Annotated in this window: 17 protein-coding genes, 3 tRNA genes and 1 pseudogene; 11 read left to right on the forward strand and 10 right to left on the reverse strand. The window is 71.7% G+C overall.

Translation table 11 applies throughout. The annotated features are described in order from the left end of the window. Position 1 precedes the first annotated feature (1 nt). A tRNA-Trp gene (locus ACIQBL_RS13130) sits at positions 2-78 on the reverse strand. Between the two features lie 91 nt (positions 79-169). On the opposite strand from ACIQBL_RS13130, the pseudogene ACIQBL_RS13135 reads away from it, so the two are divergent. Further along, positions 170-526 (forward strand): annotated as a pseudogene (locus ACIQBL_RS13135) (hypothetical protein); the annotation flags it as partial. A gap of 716 nt (positions 527-1242) precedes the next feature. On the opposite strand, the gene ACIQBL_RS13140 reads toward ACIQBL_RS13135, so the two are convergent. From ACIQBL_RS13140 to ACIQBL_RS13155, 4 genes are all read right to left on the reverse strand, one after another. After that, positions 1243-2892, reverse strand: coding sequence for an SDR family NAD(P)-dependent oxidoreductase (locus ACIQBL_RS13140; RefSeq protein WP_401940346.1), 1650 nt, complete (start codon positions 2890-2892; stop codon positions 1243-1245). Positions 2893-2922: 30 nt separating this feature from the next. Beyond that, a tRNA-Glu gene (locus tag ACIQBL_RS13145) sits at positions 2923-2994 on the reverse strand. 10 nt (positions 2995-3004) lie between these two features. After that, positions 3005-3076, reverse strand: a tRNA-Ala gene (locus ACIQBL_RS13150). Positions 3077-3162: 86 nt separating this feature from the next. Beyond that, on the reverse strand, positions 3163-3408 hold the full coding sequence (locus tag ACIQBL_RS13155) for a WhiB family transcriptional regulator (protein WP_401940347.1): 246 nt from the start codon (positions 3406-3408) through the stop codon (positions 3163-3165). Positions 3409-3680: 272 nt separating this feature from the next. On the opposite strand from ACIQBL_RS13155, the gene ACIQBL_RS13160 reads away from it, so the two are divergent. Further along, a complete protein-coding gene (locus ACIQBL_RS13160) occupies positions 3681-4472 on the forward strand; it encodes a VOC family protein (protein WP_401940350.1) in 792 nt (263 codons plus the stop codon). 24 nt (positions 4473-4496) lie between these two features. Here the strand turns inward: ACIQBL_RS13160 and ACIQBL_RS13165 are convergent, their stop codons facing one another. The 3 genes from ACIQBL_RS13165 to ligD form a co-directional block, all read right to left on the reverse strand. Further along, entirely contained in the window at positions 4497-5543 is a 1047-nt protein-coding gene (locus ACIQBL_RS13165) for a LacI family DNA-binding transcriptional regulator (protein WP_401940353.1), read from the reverse strand. Positions 5544-5632: 89 nt separating this feature from the next. After that, positions 5633-6550 (reverse strand): ornithine cyclodeaminase family protein, encoded by a 918-nt coding sequence (locus ACIQBL_RS13170; protein ID WP_401940356.1) that lies wholly within the window; start codon positions 6548-6550, stop codon positions 5633-5635. A 4-nt stretch (positions 6551-6554) separates the two neighbouring features. After that, positions 6555-7577: a non-homologous end-joining DNA ligase gene (gene ligD, locus ACIQBL_RS13175; RefSeq protein ID WP_401940357.1), complete on the reverse strand. Its 1023-nt coding sequence runs from the start codon at positions 7575-7577 to the stop codon at positions 6555-6557. A gap of 75 nt (positions 7578-7652) precedes the next feature. On the opposite strand from ligD, the gene ACIQBL_RS13180 reads away from it, so the two are divergent. Continuing rightward, a complete protein-coding gene (locus ACIQBL_RS13180) occupies positions 7653-8723 on the forward strand; it encodes an ATP-dependent DNA ligase (protein WP_401940360.1) in 1071 nt (356 codons plus the stop codon). 127 nt (positions 8724-8850) lie between these two features. Further along, the gene (locus ACIQBL_RS13185) at positions 8851-9843 is read left to right on the forward strand and encodes a DUF3048 domain-containing protein (RefSeq protein ID WP_401940365.1); all 993 of its coding nucleotides are present in this window, start codon (positions 8851-8853) and stop codon (positions 9841-9843) included. A gap of 19 nt (positions 9844-9862) precedes the next feature. Here ACIQBL_RS13185 and ACIQBL_RS13190 read toward each other — a convergent pair whose 3' ends face one another. Then, entirely contained in the window at positions 9863-10327 is a 465-nt protein-coding gene (locus ACIQBL_RS13190; RefSeq protein WP_401940367.1) for a MarR family winged helix-turn-helix transcriptional regulator, read from the reverse strand. 209 nt (positions 10328-10536) lie between these two features. Between ACIQBL_RS13190 and ACIQBL_RS13195 the strand changes: the two genes are divergently transcribed. The 7 genes from ACIQBL_RS13195 to pcaD are packed head-to-tail and all read left to right on the forward strand — an operon-like array spanning position 10537 to position 16981. Further along, positions 10537-11298, forward strand: coding sequence for a CoA transferase subunit A (locus ACIQBL_RS13195; protein WP_401940370.1), 762 nt, complete (start codon positions 10537-10539; stop codon positions 11296-11298). Beyond that, positions 11298-11942, forward strand: a complete 645-nt coding sequence (locus ACIQBL_RS13200) for a CoA transferase subunit B (RefSeq protein ID WP_401940373.1) — start codon at positions 11298-11300, stop codon at positions 11940-11942. The genes ACIQBL_RS13195 and ACIQBL_RS13200 overlap by 1 nt, the downstream gene beginning before the upstream one ends. Beyond that, entirely contained in the window at positions 11939-13141 is a 1203-nt protein-coding gene (locus tag ACIQBL_RS13205) for a thiolase family protein (protein WP_401940375.1), read from the forward strand. Before ACIQBL_RS13200 ends, ACIQBL_RS13205 begins: the two co-directional genes overlap by 4 nt. A gap of 9 nt (positions 13142-13150) precedes the next feature. After that, the gene (pcaH, locus tag ACIQBL_RS13210) at positions 13151-13924 is read left to right on the forward strand and encodes a protocatechuate 3,4-dioxygenase subunit beta (protein WP_401940377.1); all 774 of its coding nucleotides are present in this window, start codon (positions 13151-13153) and stop codon (positions 13922-13924) included. A gap of 5 nt (positions 13925-13929) precedes the next feature. Further along, a complete protein-coding gene (pcaG, locus tag ACIQBL_RS13215; protein ID WP_401940379.1) occupies positions 13930-14535 on the forward strand; it encodes a protocatechuate 3,4-dioxygenase subunit alpha in 606 nt (201 codons plus the stop codon). Further along, positions 14532-15866: a 3-carboxy-cis,cis-muconate cycloisomerase gene (gene pcaB, locus ACIQBL_RS13220; protein WP_401940381.1), complete on the forward strand. Its 1335-nt coding sequence runs from the start codon at positions 14532-14534 to the stop codon at positions 15864-15866. Before pcaG ends, pcaB begins: the two co-directional genes overlap by 4 nt. Continuing rightward, positions 15863-16981: a 3-oxoadipate enol-lactonase gene (gene pcaD / locus ACIQBL_RS13225; RefSeq protein WP_401940384.1), complete on the forward strand. Its 1119-nt coding sequence runs from the start codon at positions 15863-15865 to the stop codon at positions 16979-16981. The genes pcaB and pcaD overlap by 4 nt, the downstream gene beginning before the upstream one ends. Positions 16982-17150: 169 nt before the next feature. Here pcaD and ACIQBL_RS13230 read toward each other — a convergent pair whose 3' ends face one another. After that, entirely contained in the window at positions 17151-19835 is a 2685-nt protein-coding gene (locus ACIQBL_RS13230; RefSeq protein ID WP_401940387.1) for an ATP-binding protein, read from the reverse strand. Between the last annotated feature and the right edge of the window lie 301 nt (positions 19836-20136).

The following is a 20136-nucleotide window of genomic DNA, read 5'->3' on the forward strand; positions in this document are numbered from 1 at the left end:
GGGCGGGGCGGCTGGATTCGAACCAGCGTGTTTCCGGTTCTGGAGACCAGTGCGCCTGCCTCTGCGCTACGGCCCCGCCCTTGGGGCCAGAGCGTAATGCCTTGGCCCGTTGTCAGTGGAGCCTGGTACCCATGAGGCACTGGAGGAACTGCGGCGCGGGGGGCGTGGGATGGCGTACGGGGAGCGGGGTCGACGTACCCCTGTGGTCGATCCGGCCGACCGCAGGGCGCTGGAGCGGTACCGGCCGGCGGACCCGGCGACGGTCGCCGAGGCGCGGCGGCTGAAGGAGGCCGCGCTGCTGGACTTCGGGCTGACCGAGTCGGCGGTGGCGTCCTGGCTGTACGCGAAGTGCCCTCACCAGATCCCGACCACGGCGGTGGGCACGGCGGCCGTGGTCGCCTCCGGCGACGGCTCCTGCCTGCTGCTCTTCAACCCCGACTTCTTCGTCCGACTCGGCCTGGACGGCGTGAAGTTCGTGCTGTTCCACGAGGCCCGGCACCTGCTGCAGCGCCACCTGTTCGCCGACCCCGAGCTGCGCGACGACCCGGTGTTCGAGCTGGCCACCGAGGTCTCCATCAACCATGTCGCCCTGATCCGCCTCGACCGCCCCGAACTGCCCCTCCTGGACGGCCGCCCGACCGGCATCGACCCACGGAAGATCCACGCCCTGTACCACGAGGACCTCACCGCGCACGGCCTGGAGCCGGTCCCGTACGAGGAGTTCACCGCGACCGACATGAAGGTCTACGGCGAGCTGAAGCGGATGCGGCACCCTCCGGTCCCGGAACGGCGCCTGTGCGTGCACCTGTTGCCGGACGGCGGTGTACCGGCCGACCAGGAGACCGTGGACGCGGTGGCGTCGTCCGCGCTGCTGAACTCCCTGCTGTCTGCCCGGCGCGGACACGCGGGCGCGGAGCGGGAGTTGCTCGACCTGATGGGTCGTACGGAGGACGGCTCCGCGCGGGCCGCCCGGATCTGGGGGAACCTGGGCGCGGGCGTACTGCGCGGCGAGACGGCACGCACGCGTACGGTCGACTGGTGGCAGCACTGGCTCGTCGACGTCCTCGGCTCGAGACTGCGCGACGGCGAGCGGCTGGTGTACCCGAAGAAGCGGGGCGCGCTGCTCGCGGCCCTCGGCCAGGACCCGATGCTCTCGCGCCGCGGCCCGGTCCGGGACAGCTCGTGTCGCGGGAGGAGGCGCGTGCTCCCCCGGCGCGGCGAGTGGGGGGACCTCCCACGCCCTCAAGGCAGTGGGGGAGCGTGCACGGCGTCGCGGGGCAGGCGGGAATTGTCGGACAGCCCCTGGGCCTCCCCCGGCCGCGCCGTGCGGTGCACGCTGCGTACGGCGGCCACGTCGGGGGCGAGCGGTGGTGCGGGGATGTGCGCGGTGAGGGACTCCAGGCGGCGCTTGATGCCGGCGGCGATTCCCTGGCCGAGGACGAAGCGGGTGGGGGTGAGCGCGCGGGGTGCCGTGTCGAGGAGGCGGTGGGCCTCGCGGCTGCGCATCCCGGTGTGGGACAGGACGAGATGGGTGAGTCGGTGCTGGGCGCCCACGAGTGCCTGGGCGATGGTCTCGGCGGCGCGCAGATCGACGTGGTTGTCGGCCGCGCCCAGCACCGCCGCCGCCCGGACACGGCCGAGGTCCAGCAGAGCGACCCCGGCTGCGGTGGCCACCGCCACCAGCCGCGCCGCGGCCTGCGGGCCGATACCGTTGCTGGCGACGGACAGCCGCGTGAGCCGTCCGTACGGAGCCCGCTCCAGGGCATCGGCCAGACGGAGGGCGCCCGCGTCCCCCAACCGGGCGGCGGATACGTAGAGTTCGTCGACGGCGCCCGCCGCGACGACGGCGGCGAGGGGCATCGCGCCCTCCGCGCCGAGCGGGTTGCCACCGACGAAGAGACGCTCGATCCGACGTCCGTTGCCGACGGCGAGCAGGGCGGGGGCGAGCGCGTTGACGAGTTGGGTCTCCAGGACCTCGGCCGGGTCGAGGGCGCCGAGCCGAGCCGACCAGGAGTTCTCCGGGGACGGGTCGGGCAGCAGACCGGCCTCGTCGGCCTCGCGCAGGACGACGGGCAGCGCCGGGGCCCCGCCCGCGAGCATCCGCATCGGTGTGAAGCCCGGCGCCTGCCGCGCCCCCTCGGGCAGTGCGTCGCGCTCCCCGGCGGCCAACAGCGCGTACGACTGGGGAGGGCGTCGTACGGTCTGCGCGGCGTTGTTGACGAGGATGTCGAGCGGTTCGCCCGCCTGCCGCAACTCCTCGCACAGGCCCAGTACTTGGCGCGGGTCGCGGAGGTCGACCGCGAGCACCGTCAGCCGGTCAAGCCACTTGCCGCTGCCGGGCTCCGCGCGGAACCGGCGCACGGCATCGTGCGGGAACCGCAAGGTGACCAGCACCTCCGCGCCGTCCCGCAGCATCATCAGCGCCAACTGGAACCCGATCTTCACCCGACCGCCGGTGAGCAGCACCCGCCGCCCGCCCAGATCCGTACTCAGCGCCCGGCGCGCGGAGTTGTCGGCGGCGCAGTCGGGACACAGTCGGTGGTAGAAGGAATCCACCTGTCGATAGGGCGACTTGCAGACGTAGCAGCCGCGCGGCTTGCGGTAGACACCCCCGGAGTCCGTATGAGTCGGCTCGCCCGCCGGGCCCAGCGGGGCGTCCTCGCGCCGGTCCACCGCGCCCGTCGCCATCACCGCCATCACCGCCGCGTCGGCCGCGGACAGGTCGGCGCCGCGGGCCTTGCGGCGCCGCAGCCGCCCGTCCCGCGCGAAGGACGCGGCGACCTGTTCCGCGCGCTGGCGCACCGGATCGTCGACGGGCAGCTCCCGCAGCCTGCCCACCGCGTGGTGGAAGGCCGCCAGTTCCGCCTCGGTGATCCCGCCCTCGTCAGTCATCGATTCCCGCCCCGGCCGTGCCCTGGAGTGGGGCCCCGGCCGGATGCGAACCGGCGTATCCACCTTGAGAGGGTGGCGAGTCTGCCTCTGCTCTGCAGGGCCCCCGAACGCAGCCCGGGGATCGGATTCGAACCGATGTGTTCGTCTTGCCAAGACGAGCGCCTGCCTCTGCGCTACGCCCGGGTGCGCCCCCGGATCCTCACCGCACGCCCGCGCGCGGGCCGCACTGAATAAACGACCCTGTTCAGGCGGGCGATCAGGCGGCCCTGTTCAGCGCGAGCCGCGTCTGATCTCCAGGCGCTCCTTCTCGGAGAGGCCGCCCCACACGCCGAAGCGTTCGTCGTTGTCGAGGGCGAACTCCAGGCAGGCGGAGCGGATCGGGCACATGCCGCAGATCCGCTTCGCTTCCCTGACGGAACTGCCGGGCTCGGGGAAGAAGAAGTCCGCCCCGGTCTGAGCGCACAACGCCTCCTGCTGCCAGTCCAGGTCGGGCGAGGTGACCGTGTCGATGTGCATGGGCAGGATCGTGCCGTCCGGCGAAAAACGTTCGATCAACGCGGGATCAACGCCGCGTTCCGGGGCCTCCGGCCACCCCGATGGTGGCGCCGCGCCCGCACCGGCGCACGGCGGCGCGCGGAACCGAACGAAAACACGGAGAACTTCCGCGGTCACCGAGGGTGAACAAAGCGGTCGGGCCGACTCACCGCGCCACTCCGGCGGCGATTGTCAGTGGGCGGTGCAAGACTCGGCAGTGCAGAGAACGGGACCCTTCAATGAGGAGGGCAACAATGCTCACCACCCGTTTCGTCAACGGCGCTCCGAACTGGCTGGATGTCGGCTCCCCCGACATCGACGGCGCCATCTCCTTCTACGGCGGTCTCTTCGGCTGGCACTTCCAGTCGGCGGGACCCGAGGCCGGCGGCTACGGCTTCTTCCAACTGGACGGGAAGACCGTCGCCGGCGGCATGCCACTGCCCCCGGAGCACGACTCGTCGGCCTGGACCGTGTACTTCCAGAGCCCGGACGCGGAGGCCACGGCCAAGGCGGTGGAACAGGCGCACGGCGCGGTCCTGTTCCAGCCCATGGACGTGATGGGCGAGGGACACATGGCGATCCTCAGGGACCCGGCGGGCGCGGCGTTCGGCGTCTGGCAGCCGGGCCGGACCAAGGGTGTCGACGTGGCGGGCGACCCCGGTTCGCTGACCTGGGTCGAGCTGTACACGCCGGACATCGCCGCGGCAGCCGCGTTCTACCAGGCCTCGCTCGGTCTGGAGACCTCGGCCGCTCCCATGCCGGACGGTGACTACACCTGCCTCAACCCGGCCGGCGCCGGTGAGGACGCGATGTTCGGCGGTATCGTCCCGCTCGACTTCGACGCGACCGGGGCGGCCTCGGGGGCGTACTGGCTGGCGTACTTCGAGGTGGCCGACGTGGACGCCACGGTGGCCAAGGCGGTGGAGACGGGTGGCAGGGTCGCCGTGCCCGCCGCGAGCATGGCGGGCGTCGGCCGCATGGCCCAGCTCACCGACCCGCACGGCGCCCGCTTCGCGATCATCAAGAGCGAGCCGCCACAGGGCTGACGGAGCCCCGGCGCCGGGGCAGGTCTACGCGGAGGCGCGGTGGACCAGTGTGGTCGGCAGGATCACGCTGGACGGCGCGCCTCCGATGCCCTCGCGGGTGGCCCGGCGGTCGAGGCCGCGCAGCAGCAGGCGGGCCATCAACCGGCCCATCTCCTCTATCTCCTGACGGACCGTCGTGAGCGGTGGATCGGTCTGCTCGGCGACCGGAAGCATGTCGTCGAAGCCGATCACGGCCACGTCCTCGGGCACCCGCAGCCCCTCCTCGCGCAGCACCTTCAGGGCGCCGTAGGCGGTGAGGTCGTTGGCGGCGAACACGGCGTCCACGTCCGGGCAGCGGTGCAGGAGTTCCCGCATCGCGCGCTCCCCGCCGCCCGGCGTGAAGTCGCTCTCCACGATCAGCCGCGGATCCACGTCGACCATGACGTCCCGGAACCCGTCGAGCCGGTCCACCGCCGAGGTCTGGTCGAGCGCGCCGGTGATGTGCGCGATCCTGGTGCGGCCGAGTCCGACGAGATGCCGTACGGCCTCGCGGGCGCCGCCCCGGTTGTCGCAGTCGACGTACACCGTGGGTCCGGAGCTGGGCGTCCCCTCGCTCCAGCACGGCCGGCCGCCGAACACCGTGGGGACGCCCGCCCGTTGGATCAGTCCGGGCAGCGGGTCGTCGAGGTGCAGGGAGAAGACGAGCGCGCCGTCCACATGGCCGCCGGCGAGATAGCGGCCGACGCGGGCGTGGTCGTCGCGTCCTTCCGTGAGGAGCAGCACGAGTTGGGAGTCGTGGGCGGTCAACTCCTTGCTGATTCCCCTGAGTTGCATGGCGAAGAAGGGATCGGCGAAGACGCGGGTCTCCGGTTCGGCGATCACCACGGCGATGGCGTCGTGCCGCTTCGTCACCAGGCTCCGGGCCGCCTGGTTGGGGACGTACCCGAGTTCCTCCACGGCCTGCCGCACCCGCTCGACGAGCGTCTCCCGCACCCCGTCCCCGCCGTTGACCACCCGGGACACGGTGGCCCGCGACACCCCCGCCCGCGCGGCCACGGCCTCCAACGTGGGACGCGCTGCTGTCTCGGTCACTTCTGGACCCCTCCTCGATGCTGCGGATCAGGATAGCCGCGGCGGAACCCCATGGTGAGAGCGCTCCCAACACGACAGGATCCCCTGGGTCACCCCAGCAGATTCACCCGCCGCCCGACCCCGTCCCGCTCCGCCCGCCGGTACGCCAGCCATGCGAGCGCCAGGTCCTGCCAGGGCGGCCCGACCGGAGCGTAGACGGAACGGGTGGTCGCGTCGGCCCGTCCCGGATGGGTGCCGCGCAGTACGTCGCCCAGCGTGGTGTCGATGTCCGCCGGGGTCAACGCGCCCACGGAAGCGACCAGTTGACGGTCGTCGACGACGACCAGCGCCGCGTCGAGCAGATCGGCGGCGAGTTCCCGTCTGCCGGGCTCGTCGGCGCCCAGGCTGGTGAGGTGTTGTCCCGGCCGGGTGTCCGCGAGGGACAGCAGCGGCGTGCGGGACCAGGTCGCCAGCAGGACGATGTCCGCGGCCGAGGCCATCTCCGTCGCGGAGCCGAGCACCCGGCCGCCGTACCGTAGGGCGAACTCGGTCGCGCGGTCGAAGTCCGTGTCGTGGACGAGGAGTTCACCGTACGACCGCAGCGCGCCCAGCCCCCGCACCATCAACTCGGCCTGCGCCCCCGCGCCGATCACCCCCACCACCGCGCCCTCCCCCGGGCTCGCCAGAACGTGGGTGCCCAGGGCCGCCGCCAGTCCCGTACGCCACGCGGTCACCGTCGCCGAGTCCAGCAGGGCGAGCAACTCGCCGTTCGTGCCGCTGTGCAGGCAGATCACCCCCCTCAACGCGGGCCGCGCGTCGGGGAACTTGGCCTTGACCCTCACCGTGTAGGCCTCGATGCCGGGGACAACGGCGGTGGCCGTGCCCGGGAACGGGAGGCCGGCGCACATCCGTTGGCCCGGGACCGCGGTCGCCGGCCCCGTGGCGAGGAAGCCGTCGCGCAACGCGGCCAGGCAGGCCGCGGGTTCCAACAGGGCGCCGAGATCCCTTCGCGTCAGCAGGCGGGTCATCCGTTCAAGATCCCTCGGGGTCCTTCTTCGCCCTGCTCGGCTGCACCCTCTTCGGCTCCCCCGGCATCTTCGGATACTCCGGCGGGTACGGCAGATCGCCCAGCCCGTGGTCGTGTTCGTCGCGGCGGGCGAGTTCGAGGAGGGCGTCGAGGGAGTAGCGGTGGTCGTCCATGTCGGCGTGCACGTCGCCGAGTTCGGCGAAACGGGCCGGCATGGTCGCGAGGTCGAAGTCACGGGGGTGCGCGGTACCGACCTCGTCCCAGCGCAGGGGCGCCGAGACGGGGGCGTGCGGGCGGGGTCGTACGGAATAGGCGGAGGCGATGGTGCGGTCGCGGGCGGTCTGGTTGTAGTCGACGAAGATGCGCTCGCCGCGTTCCTCCTTCCACCACTTGATCGTCACCTGATCGGGCATCCGGCGCTCCAGTTCGCGGCCTACGGCGATGGCCGCGCGGCGGACCTGGGTGAAGGTCCAGTGGGGTTCGATGGGTACGAAGACGTGCAGGCCACGTCCGCCGGAGGTCTTGGGGAAGCCCTTCAGACCGCCGAACTCGTCGAGTACGGCGCGCAGTTCGTGGGCGGCGCGGACCGCGTCGTCGTAGTCGGTGCCGGGCTGCGGGTCGAGGTCGATGCGGAGTTCGTCGGGGCTGTCGACGTCGGCGCGGCGCACGGGCCAGGGGTGGAAGGTGAGTGTGCCGTACTGAGCGGCCCACAGGACGGCGGCCTCCTCGGTGGGGCACATCTCGTCGGCGCTGCGTCCGCTGGGGAAGGTGATGTGGGCGGTCGGGATCCAGTCGGGCATGTTCTTGGGCGCCCGTTTCTGGAAGAAGTTCTCGCCCTCGACGCCGTCCGGACAGCGCTCCAGGGTGGTGGGGCGGTCGCGCAGGGCGCGCAGGATTCCGGGGCCGACCGCGATGTAGTACCGGGCGAGGTCCAGCTTGGTGAAGCCGCGCTCCGGGAAGAAGATCTTGTCGGGGCTGGACAACCGTACGGTCCGGCCGCCCGCCTCCAGTTCCACCGCTTCGCCCATGCGAGCCACGGTAGGCCCGCCGCCCAAACATTGCATACCGGGCGATAAGCCACGCGCGAGAGCACAATCGGAACCATGGATCTGCCGGTGATGCCGCCCGTGAAACCGATGCTCGCCAAGTCGGTGGCGAGGATTCCGCCGGACATGCACTACGAGGCGAAGTGGGACGGCTTCCGGGCGATCGTGTTCCGCGACGGCGCCGAGATCGAGCTGGGCAGCCGTACCGGAAAGCCGTTGACCAGGTACTTTCCCGAGCTGGTCGAGGCGCTGAAGGAGCGGGTGCCGGAGCGTTGTGTGCTGGACGGGGAGATCGTGATCGCCCGGGAGGGGCGGCTCGACTTCGACGCGCTGACCGAGCGCATCCATCCGGCCGCGTCGCGGGTGCGGACGCTGGCCGAGCGGACCCCGGCCTCCTTCGTCGCCTTCGACCTGCTGGCCCTGGCCGACGAGTCGCTGCTGGACGTACCGCTCGGCGACCGCAGGGCGCTGCTCGCGCAGGCACTGTCGGAGGCGACCGCGCCCGTGCATCTCGCGCCCGCGACCACCGACATCGAGGTGGCACGGCGCTGGTTCGAGCAGTACGAGGGCGCCGGGCTCGACGGTGTCGTGGCGAAGCCGCTCGATCTGCGCTACCGGCAGGACGAGCGCGCCATGTACAAGATCAAGCACGAGCGGACCGCGGATGTCGTCGTCGCGGGCTACCGCCTCCACAAGAGCGGCCCCGTCGTGGGTTCGCTCCTTCTCGGCCTCCACGACGAGCGGGGCGCGCTGCAACACGTCGGCGTGTCCGCCGCCTTCACCATGAAGCGGCGCGCCGAGCTGATCGAGGAGCTGGAGCCGCTGCGCATGGACGACCCGACCGGGCATCCGTGGGCGGCCTGGGCGGAGGAATCCGCCCATGAGACGGCACGGCTGCCGGGTGCGCCGAGCCGCTGGTCGGGCAAGAAGGACCTCTCCTGGGTGCCGCTCCGGCCGGATCGGGTGGCCGAAGTGGCGTACGACCACATGGAGAACGGCGCGCGCTTCCGCCACACGGCGCGCTTCCGCCGCTGGCGCCCCGACCGCACGTCCGGGAGCTGCACGTACGCACAGCTGGAGGAGCCGGTCGGCTACGACCTCGCGGAGATCCTCGGACCTTCGGACTGAACGCTTCCGGATCTTCCCGTGGGCCGATCGGCCCATTCGACGCGCACAAACACAACCGAGCGGGTATGGCCATCAATGAACTTATAAGAGCACAATCAAAAACACAGACTTGGTGGCAACGGTGGGCATGGGACAGCGGGCACCCCGGCGGCGCGGCGCGACGAGAGCGACGCTGCTGGCCGTCACGATGACGGCCTCCGTGGCGGTGGGCTGCACGGCACATCACGGCGGCCCCGTCGACGACGGACGCGGACGGAGCCAGTCCCCCACGCAGAGCCCGAGCGCCGGCGGCACGGTCGCCCCCGCCGCCGGTCCGGTGCTCGCGGTGAAGATCGACAATGTGCCCGCCGCCCGCCCGCAGACGGGCCTGGACTCGGCGGACATCGTGTACGCGGAGCAGGTCGAGGGCGGACTGAGCCGACTGATGGCGGTGTTCGCCACCAAGCTGCCCCCGTCCGTCGGACCGGTGCGCAGCGCCCGCGTCTCCGACCTGGAGCTGCTACGTCAGTTCGACGACCCCACGCTCGCCTTCTCGGGGGCGCAGCACAAACTCCTGCCGCTGATCGCCAAGGCCCCGCTGCGATCGGCGTCACCCGACGAGGTGGCCAGTGCCTACTACCGGGGTGTCACCAAGTCCGCCCCGCACAACCTCTACCTCCACCCGAACAAGCTGCTCTCCTCGGCCCCGGGCGCGGCGGCCCTGACCACGGGTTTCCGCTACGGCACCGCCCCCGCCGGCGGAAAGCCCACTGCCTCCCGCACCGTGCGCTATCCGGCGGCCCGCTTCACCTTCACCTGGTCCGGGAGCACGCACCGCTGGCTGGTCACCGAGGACGGCACGCCCACCGTGACGACCAGCGGCAAGCGGGTGGCCCCGGCGACGGTCGTCATCCAGTACGTGAAGATCCGCAGGTCCGCCTACCACGACGTCCTCGGCAACAACACGCCCTACACCACGACGGTCGGCTCCGGGAAGGCGGACGTCCTGCGGGACGGTCGTACGTACAGCGTCGACTGGAAGCGGCAGAAGGCCACGGACGGAACGGAGTTCACCACGTCGGACGGAACACCGGTGAACTTCGCGAAGGGCCAGGTCTGGGTGGTGTTCGCGAAGGCCTGACGTCGGGACTGGCCAGGGGTCAACGGTGGGCGGTGAGGGGCTCCCCGGGATTGCGGAGCCCCTCCGCCGCGTCCGAGACCCGTTGGATGAGGTCGAAGAAGACGGTCTGTTCGTCGGCGGAGAGCGGGGCGAGGAAGAGCTGGTTCATCCGGGCCGTGCGCACGATCAGCTTGCGGTGGGTGCGCGTGCCGTCGTCGGTGAGGCGCAGCAGGAAGCGGCGGCCGTCCTGCTGATCGCGCACCTTGTCGAGCAGCCCGCGCCGGCTCAGCCGGCTGATCACCTCGGCGATGGTCGACCGGTCGAGGCCCACCCGCTCCCCCACCGTGCGCTGGTCGAGCCCCGGCTCGTCGACGAGCGCGTTGAGCACCGCGAACTGCGGCGAGGTGATCTCCTCGGAGACCATCGTGTTCCACAGCAGGTAGTGCGCCTGCTGCAGTCGCCGGGCGAGGTGCCCGGGGTGGGTGGTGAGGTCCACCGCGGCCATGTGCCCTCCCGAAGTCGTATTCATCCGTGCACTGAACGATACCCGGAGGATCTCCGGCCGAGTCCAGTCTTCTGCACCGGCTTGACCTCGTACTTCTCCGAGGTCTTGACGGAAAGCCGCCACAGTGGCAGCGTGAAGGAAACTTCACCGAAATGCTCAGTGCCCTGACTAAAGCTGACCGGGCGCTCGAACGGGACGGAGCTTCACGGATGGACAAGGTGGTCGCCGCGGCCGACGAGGCCGTGGCCGATGTGCCGGACGGAGCGACGCTCGCGGTCGGCGGCTTCGGGCTGAGCGGTGTGCCAAACGTGCTGATCCAGGCCCTCTACGAGCGCGGGACGACCGGCCTGGGCGTGGTCTCCAACAACTGCGGGGCGATGGAGTCCGGCCTCGCCGTCCTCCTCTCCGCCGGACGGATCGCCCGGGTGACCGGCTCCTACATCGGCGCGAACAAGGAGTTCGCCCGCCAGTACCTCTCCGGGGAACTGGAGGTCGAGATGATCCCCCAGGGCACCCTCGCGGAGCGACTGCGCGCGGGCGGCGCGGGCATTCCCGCCTTCTACACCCCGGCGGGCGTCGGCACCCAGGTCGCCGAGGGCGGACTGCCCTGGCGCTACGACGGCTCCGGCGGCGTCACTCTCGCCTCGCCGCCGAAGGAGGTGCGGGAGTTCGACGGCACCGAGTACGTCCTGGAGCGCGGCATCCGCACCGACTTCGCCCTCGTCCGCGCCGCCAAGGGCGACCGGCACGGCAACCTGGTCTTCAACAAGGCGACCCGCAACTTCAACCCCCTCGCGGCGATGGCCGGCAAGGTCACGATCGCCGAGGTCGAGGAACTGGTCGAGCCCGGCGAGATCGACCCGGACGCGGTGCACCTGCCCGGGATCTTCGTGCAGCGGGTGGTGGCCCTCACCCCCGAGCAGGCCGCCGACAAGCGGATCGAGCAGCGGACAGTGACGGTGAGCGGCTGATGGCCTGGACACGGGAAGAGATGGCGGCCCGCGCGGCCCGCGAACTCACAGACGGGCAGTACGTCAATCTCGGCATCGGTCTGCCGACCCTGATCCCCAACTACCTCCCACCGGGCGTCGAGGTGATCCTCGAATCCGAGAACGGCATCCTGGGCACCGGCCCCTATCCCACCGAGGACCAGGTCGACCCGGATCTGATCAACGCCGGCAAGGAGACCGTGACGGTCTTGCCGGGCGCGTCGTTCTTCGACTCGGCGCTCTCCTTCGGGATGATCCGGGGCGGTCACATAGACGTCGCCGTGCTGGGCGCGATGCAGGTGTCGGCCGGGGGCGACCTGGCGAACTGGGCGATCCCCGGCAAGATGATCACCGGCATCGGCGGGGCGATGGACCTCGTGCACGGCGCCCGCACGGTCATCGTCGTGATGACGCATGTGGCCAAGGACGGCTCCCCGAAGATCCTCGCGGAGTGCGCGCTGCCGCTCACAGGCAAAGCGTGTGTGAACCGAGTCATCACCGATCTCGGCGTGATCGACGTGACACCCGAAGGTCTGGTGTTGACCGAGACCGCGCCGGGTGTGGGCGTCGAGGAGATCGTCGCCAAGACCGACGCGAAACTCATCGTCACGGAAGGCCTGCTGTGAACCCGGTTTACATCGTCGACGCCGTCCGCACCCCGTTCGGGAAGTACAGCGGAGGTCTCGCCTCCGTCCGCCCCGACGACCTGGCCGCCCACGCGATCCGTGAACTCCTCGCCCGCACCCCGGATTTGGACCCGGCCCGCATCGAGGACGTCTACTTCGGCAACGCCAACGGCGCCGGCGAGGAGAACCGGAACGTCGCCCGCATGGCCACTCTCCTCGCCGGTCTGCCCACCTCCGTGCCGGGCGTGACCGTCAACCGGCTCTGCGCCTCCGGCCTCGAAGCCGTCATCCAGGCGGCCCGCGCGATCGCGGTCGGGGACGCCTCCATCGCCGTGGCGGGCGGGGTGGAGTCCATGACCCGGGCGCCGTACGTCCTACCCAAGTCGGACCGTCCCTTCCCCGCCGGACACACCGAGCTGTACTCGACCACGCTCGGCTGGCGCATGACCAACCCGAGGATGGACCCGCAGTGGACCATCCCGCTCGGCGAGTCGGCCGAACTCATCGCCGACAAGCACAAGATCAGCCGTGCACAGCAGGACGAGTTCGCGCTCGCCAGCCACAAGAAGGCGGCCGACGCACAGGCCGCGGGCCTCTTCGACGGCGAGATCATCCCGGTCCCGGTCCCGCAGCGCAAGGGCGACCCGGTCGCCTTCGCCGCCGACGAATGCGTACGACCGGACGCCTCCCTCGCGGCGATGGCCAGGCTCAAGCCCTCCTTCCGCACCGAGAACGGGACCGTCACCGCGGGCAACGCCTCGCCGCTCAACGACGGTGCCGCAGCCCTGCTCCTGGTCGACGAGGAGGGTCTCAGGGCCACCGGCCGTCAGCCCCTCGCCCGCGTGTCCGCGACCGGAGTGCACGCGCTCGACCCGGACTACTTCGGACTCGCCCCCGTCGAAGCCGTCAACCGCGCACTGGCCAAGGCGGGCAAGGGATTTGACGACCTGTCAGTCCTGGAGCTGAACGAGGCGTTCGCCGCGCAGGTCCTCGGATGCGTCGCCGAATGGCCCGAGTTCGACCCGGCGATCCTCAACCCGCAGGGCGGCGCCATCGCCCTCGGTCACCCCCTCGGCGCCTCCGGTGCCCGGCTCGCCGGTACCGTCGCCCACCAACTCGCCCGCAAGGGAACAGGAGTTGGCGTCGCCACCCTCTGCATCGGCGTGGGCCAGGGCCTCGCCCTCGTCCTCGAACGGTAGGAACCCCCCATGGCTCTCACCCAGCACGACATCGACCTCGAAATAGCGGCCGAGCACGCGACGTACGAGAAGCGCGTCGCCGACGGCGCGCCCGTCGAGCACCACCCGCGCCGCGACTACGCCCCGTACCGCTCCTCTCTGCTGCGCCACCCCCAGCAGCCGCCGGTCACCATCGACGTCTCCAAGGACCCGGAGCTGGTGGAGCTGGCCTCGCCCGCCTTCGGCGAACGGGACATCACGGAGATCGACAACGACCTGACCCGGCAGCACCACGGGGAGCCGATCGGCGAGCGGATCACCGTCTCCGGGCGGCTGTTGGACCGGGACGGGCGGCCGGTCCGCGGGCAGTTGGTGGAGATCTGGCAGGCGAACTCGGCCGGCCGCTACGCGCACCAGCGCGAGCAGCACGACGCCCCGCTGGACCCCAACTTCACCGGCGTCGGCCGCACGTTGACCGACCACGACGGCGGCTACCACTTCACCACCGTCCAGCCGGGCCCCTACCCGTGGCGCAACCACGTCAACGCCTGGCGTCCGGCCCACATCCACTTCTCGATGTTCGGCACGGCGTTCACGCAGCGGCTCGTGACGCAGATGTACTTCCCCAGCGACCCTCTCTTCCCCTACGACCCGATCATCCAGTCGGTGACGGACGACGCGGCCCGGCAGCGCCTCGTCGCGACCTACGACCACAGTCTGTCCGTGCCCGAGTTCTCGATGGGCTACCACTGGGACATCGTGCTCGACGGCCCGCACGCCACCTGGATCGAAGAAGGACGCTGACCGCCATGACGAAGATCGACACGAGCCGCCCGGAGTCCGTACTGCCGACCCCTTCGCACACGGTCGGCCCGTTCTACGGCTACGCGCTGCCGTTCCCCGGCGGCGGTGACATCGCGCCCGTCGGCCACCCGGACACGATCACCGTCCAGGGATACGTCTACGACGGCGAGGGCAATCCGCTGCCGGACGCCTTCGTGGAGTTGTGGGGTCCCGACCCCGACGGCAACGTGTCCACCACCGACGGCTCGATCCGGCGCGACCCGGCCAGTGGCGGCTATCTCGGCCGCAACGGCGTGGAGTTCACCGGCTGGGGCCGCATCCAGACCGACGCCAACGGTCACTGGTACGCGCGGACGCTACGGCCGGGTGCGCGCGGGCGGAGCGCCCCGTACCTGAGCGCGTGCGTGTTCGCGCGCGGGCTGCTGGTGCACCTGTTCACCCGGATCTACCTACCGGGCGACGAGGCCGCGCTCGCCGCCGACCCGCTGCTGTCCGGGCTGGACCCGGCGCGGCGCGACACGCTGATCGCGCAGGACGACGGCAGGGGCACATACCGTTTCGACATCCGCCTTCAGGGCGAAGGCGAAACGGTCTTCCTGGAGTTCCAGTGACAGCTGCCGACCCGTCGGACACCGGCCTGCTCGCCCCCGGGTGGGCCGGCTCCCCCGCCGCGTCCGCGACCGGCGACACCGCCTATCTGCGGGCGCTGCTCGACGCGGAGGCCGCGCTCACCCGCGCCCAGGCCGCCCTGGGGCTCGCGCCCGCCGAGGCGGCGACGGCGGTGACGGCCGCGGCCGACGCGGACCGTTTCGACGTACGGTCCCTCGCGGAACGCGCGCGCGGCGGCGGCAACCCGGTGATCCCGCTGGTCGCGGATCTGACGAAGGCGGTCGGCGGGGAGTACGGCCCCTATGTCCACCGGGGCGCGACCAGCCAGGACATCATGGACACCGCGACGATGCTGGTCGCCACCCGCACCCTGGACCTCGTCCTCGGCGACCTCGCCCGCACGGAACGGGCGCTGGCCCGACTGGCCGCCGACCACCGCGACACCGCGATGCCGGGCCGGACCCTCACCCAGCACGCCGTACCGACGACCTTCGGGCTGAAGGCCGCCGGGTGGCGGTCGCTGGTGCTCGACGCGCGGGACCGGGTACGTGTCGTACGGGACGGGCTGCCCGCTCAACTCGGGGGCGCGGCGGGCACGTTGGCCGCCTTCGCGGCGTACGGCGCGGAGGACGCGCTCGCGCTGCCGGGCACGTACGCCCATGAACTCGGTCTGACGGCACCGCTGTTGCCCTGGCACACCCTGCGTACGCCGATCGCCGATCTCGCCGGGTGTCTGGCCTTCGCGGCGGGAGCGCTGGGCAAGGTCGCCGCCGATGTGCTCGTCCTGTGCCGTACGGAGGTCGCCGAGGTCTCGGAGGGCAGCGGCGGGGGTTCGTCGGCGATGCCGCACAAGGCGAATCCCGTACGGTCCACGCTGATCGCCGCCGCCGCGCGCCGGGCACCGCAGCTCGCGGCCGTCCTGTACGGCTCGTTGGTGGCCGAGGACGAGCGGCCGGCCGGGGCCTGGCATGCCGAGTGGGAGCCGCTCAGGGAGCTGCTGCGGCTGGTCGGCGGTGCGGCACGCGATGCCGCCGAACTGGCCGAGGGGCTGCGGGTGCATCCGCACGTGATGCGTGAACACCTCGGTCTCACCCATGGGTTGATCGTCTCCGAGCGGCTGTCCGCCGAGCTGGCGCCGCTGCTGGGGCGGGCCCGGGCGAAGGAGCTGCTCACGGAGGTCGCCCGGCGTACGTATGCCGAAGGCCGCCCGTTGGCCGAACTTCTCGCCGGTGAGCCGGAGTTGAAGGATCTCGACCTCTCCGCCCTGACCGACCCCGCCCGTTACACGGGTTCCGCCGGAGCCCTCACCGACCGTGCGCTGGAGCGACGTTGACCGAGACACTTCTCAACTACCGTGCCGAGGGGCCCGATTCCGCTCCCCCGCTGCTGCTGGGGCCCTCGTTGGGCACGTCGTACGCCCTGTGGGACAAGGTCGCGCCCGAACTGTCCATCACCCACCGGGTGATCCGCTGGGATCTGCCCGGGCACGGCGGTTCGGCGGCCGGGCTGATCGGTCCCGGGGCGACCGTCGGCGACCTCGCCGACCTGGTGCTCGCGCTCGCCGACTCCCTCGGGATCGGGCAATTCGCCTACGCGGGCGTGTCGTTGGGCGGTGCGGTCGGGCTGCATCTCGCGGTGGAGCATCCCGAACGGGTGTCGTCGCTCGCCGTCATCTGTTCCTCGGCGCACTTCAACGGGTCGAAGCCGTGGGAGGAGCGGGCCGCGCGGGTGCGGAGCGAGGGGGTGGGGTGGCTGGCCGAGAACGCCGACTCCCGTTGGTTCACGCCCGGGTTCACCGTGCCTGAGCTGGTGGCCGACCAGCGTGACGCCGACCCGGCCGCGTACGCCGCGTGCTGTGACGCGCTGGCCGCGTACGACCTGCGGGAGCGGCTCCCGGAGATCGGCGCGCGGACGCTGGTGATCGCCGGGCGCGAGGATGCGGCGACTCCGCCCGCGCATCTGCGGGAGATCGCGGACGCGGTGGCGGGGTCGGCCCTCGTCGAGATCCCGGGTGCCGCCCATCTGGCGCCCGCGCAGTGCCCGGAGGCCGTCCTCACGGCGCTGCGGGCGCATCTGGACGGGGGTGCGCGGCGCGGCATGGGGGTGCGGCGTGAGGTGCTCGGTGACGCCCATGTGGACCGGGCGCAGGCTCGGCAGACGGCGTTCACCGCGCGGTTCCAGGACTTCATCTCACGGTATGCGTGGGGGGAGATCTGGACCGACCCCACGTTGTCGCGGCGCGAGCGGAGCATGGTCACGCTGACGGCGTTGATCGCGCATGGGCACTACGACGAGTTGGCCATGCATGTGCGGGCGGCTCGGCGGAATGGGCTCACGCCGGAGGAGATCGGCGCGGTGTTGTTGCAGAGTGCGGTGTATTGCGGGGTGCCTGCGGCCAACTCGGCGTTTGCTGTGGCGCAGCGGGTGTTGGACGAAGAGGGAGGGTGAGGGTGCCGGTCGGGTTTCGTCTGCGGCACCGTCGTGGCTGGTCACGCCCACGCGGCGGAGCCGCATGTCGATACTGCCCCGCGCCCCTTGAGAACGCAGGCCAGCCCATGTTTTTGGGGCGCGGGGAACTGCGCGGCCAGCCCCCACCGGCCCTCAGGGGAAAGACAACTCAACGCAACCCCCTCCCCGTCTCCAACACCTCCCGCGCCTGCGTCACCAGACCGTCCGCCCCGCATGAACGCGCAAGGGTCAGCCCCCTGTTGATCTCCGCCACCGACCTCGCCGCGATGCCGTACTCCACCCGAGCCGCCGCGTGTTCGTACTGGCAGGGGGAGGATTCCAGGTAGGCGACGGCCTGGGCGGCGAGGCGTACCGCGCGCTGGCCCGTTTCCAGGGCGGCGGCGCAGCGCAGGGCCTCGCCGATGGCGGTGTCCGTGCCGAAGCGTTCGGCCTGGCGGCGGGCGTCGGACGTGAGCTGGGCGGCGCGGGCCGGGTCCTGGGCGGCGAGGGCCCTGGCGAGATCGACGGCCCACGGGACCATCACCGGGTTGTGGTGGCCGCGCAGGGCCGCAGCCTTCGCGGCCTGTTCCAGTTCGTTGACGCCGTCCTTCGTGCGGCCGACGGCGAGCAGCAGCCGGCCGCGCACGCAGCGGGGGTCCGGCAGCACGATGGGCGACGGATACGGCGGGGTGAAGCCGTATCGCTCGGCGGTCTCCCATGCCTCGTCCACATGGCCCCGGGCGAGCAGCGTGTCGACGAGGTTGCAGACCACCGTCCAGTACAGAGGCAGTCCGCGACCTACTCGTTCGGCGAGGCCCAGCGCCTCGCGCAGGGAGACCTCCGCCTCCCGCAACCGGCCGCGCCTGCGGTGCCCGAGCCCGACGTACGCCTTGGCCAGAGCGAGGTGGCCGCCGCTCCAGCCCGCCCTCTCGTAGGCGCCCACGGCCTCCGAGTACAGGCTCTCCGCCCGGTCCAGCCGGTCCGTGAAGACATACGCGGTCGCCAGCAGCAGCGGCAGTTCGAGGCCCCACTCGGTGTCGGTCCAACCGAGCCCCGGCGCGAGGCGGCCGTTGACGAGGGCGCGGTCGGACAGTTCCACGACCTCCTCGGCGCTCTCGCCGTGCGTCAGGGCGTCGAAGCCGCGCAGGATCAGCAGGGCCCGCTCGGAGTTGTCGCGGCCGGTGCAGGTGGCGGCGAGTTCGGCGAGCCGCTCGGAGCGTCCCGGGGCGGGGCTCTCGCCCGCGTGGATGCCCTCCCACATGTACTGCACGGCCTGCAGTCGCATCTTGGCGGCGCCCGGTTCGTGCCGGGCGGCCTCCGCCTCGACCGTGCGGACGGCTTCTTCCAGCTGGTCGTTGTGGAGCAGGGCCTGGGAGAGCCGGACAACGGCGTCCACGCGTGCGTGGCCGTCGAGGCCCGGCATGCCGAGCGCGGTCTGGAGATGGCCGATGGTGACAGCGGGCGCGGTCAGCAGCGTGGCGCAGCCCAGTTCGTAGAGCACGCGCGCGTGGACGTCGATGAGCGGCGGCTCCAGCAGGGCCCGCTCCAGACAGAGACGGGCCGCGTCGGGGGCGCCGATGGAGAGGTGTTCCCGGGCGGCCTCGCGCAGCTGCTCGACGAGTTCCTGGTCCTCGTCCGGATGCACCTGGAGGAGGTGCCGTGAGGCGGAGGCGGCGCCGAGCCCGGAGTCGGTGACGACCTGGGCGGCGATGCCGTGCATGGCCGTACGCACACCGCCCGGGATGGAGTCGTAGACGGCGCTGGCGATCAGCGGGTGGACGAACTCCAGCTCGCCGACGCCGACCCCGGACGCGGCGATGTCGGGTGAGGTGAGGATGCGGGCGCTGCGGAGCAACTCGGCGCAGCGGCCCGCCTCGTCGCGGCCCATGGTGGCGAGCTTGGCCACCAGGTTCACGGAGATGCCGGTACCGAGGATGGCGGCGGCCCAGGCGAACCGGGTGGCTTCCAGGCCCAGGTCGTCCAGGCGGGCGACGAGTCCGCCGCCGCGCGCGGAGCGGTTGAGGGCGCGCAGTTCGGCGGCCGAGGCCTCGACGGGTTCGAGTGCGCTGTCCTGCACCTTGGCGAGGAGTTCGACGGTCTCGTACGGGTTGCCCGCGGTGACGGCCCACACCTCGCGGCAGAACGCGCCGTCGGCGTGCGGGCCGAGGGTGGCGTGGGTGAGTCCGGCGGTGGCGTCCGGGGTGAGGCACTTCAGGGTGGTGATCGGCGGTCCGGCCGCGGCGGCGATCGCCTCCAGGTGGCGGGCGCTCTCGCCGCTGACCTCGCCGGGCCTGCGGGCGACCACGAGCAGGACGGACAGGTCGTCGAGGCGTTCGGCGAACGCGGCGAGCCAGCGCAGGGTCTCCTGGTCGGCCCAGTGGGCGTCGTCGACCATCAGGACCAGCGGCCAGTCGCGCTTGGCGAGGCGGCGCACGGCGGCGACCAGACCGTCGCACACGCCCTGCGGGTCGGCCTGCCGCTCGCCCGCCTCGGTGACGCCGAGGGCGGGGCCCGCGATGTCGTACCAGTCGCCGAGATACTCGCGCGCCTCCTCGGGCATCAGCGAGATCAGGGCGGGCTGCAGCAACTGCCGTACGACGTTGAAGGGGACGGACTTGAGGGTCTCGCCGCCACGGGCCTGCCAGACCGTGCAGTTGCGGGCCTCGGCGATGCGGCGGGCCTCCGCCAGCAGCGCCGTCTTGCCGAATCCGGCCTCGCCCCGGATCATCAACAGGCTGCCCGAGGACGACTGATCGGCGCGCAGGGTGTCGATCGCCAGCGCCACACCGGCGAGTTCCTCGTCGCGCTCCCACAGAGAGGCCGAGGAGGCCTCCGGAGGCCGTTCCTCCGTCATCCCGATACCTCCCCAGTAGCCCGTACGACGTACAACCCTTGAGCGTAGCCGTCCGGATGCCGAAGTGGAGGCCGGTCCGGGGAGCTGTTGCCTCATCGGGTGACTGGCGGGGGCCCTCGGCATGACGAACGGTCGAGAGAGGTCGAATGAGGGCGTCTTCGATCAATCCCGCAACACTCCCGCCCAATTGGTGAATCAGCTCAAATCCGTTGCCCCAGCGTCGAGTTGCGCGGAAGTGGGCCAGCGCTGCCCTCGTCACCGGCATGATGACGTCCGCGCTCGTCGTCGCACCGGCGACCCA

Source organism: Streptomyces sp. NPDC088350, from assembly GCF_044753545.1.
Taxonomy (GTDB): domain Bacteria; phylum Actinomycetota; class Actinomycetes; order Streptomycetales; family Streptomycetaceae; genus Streptomyces.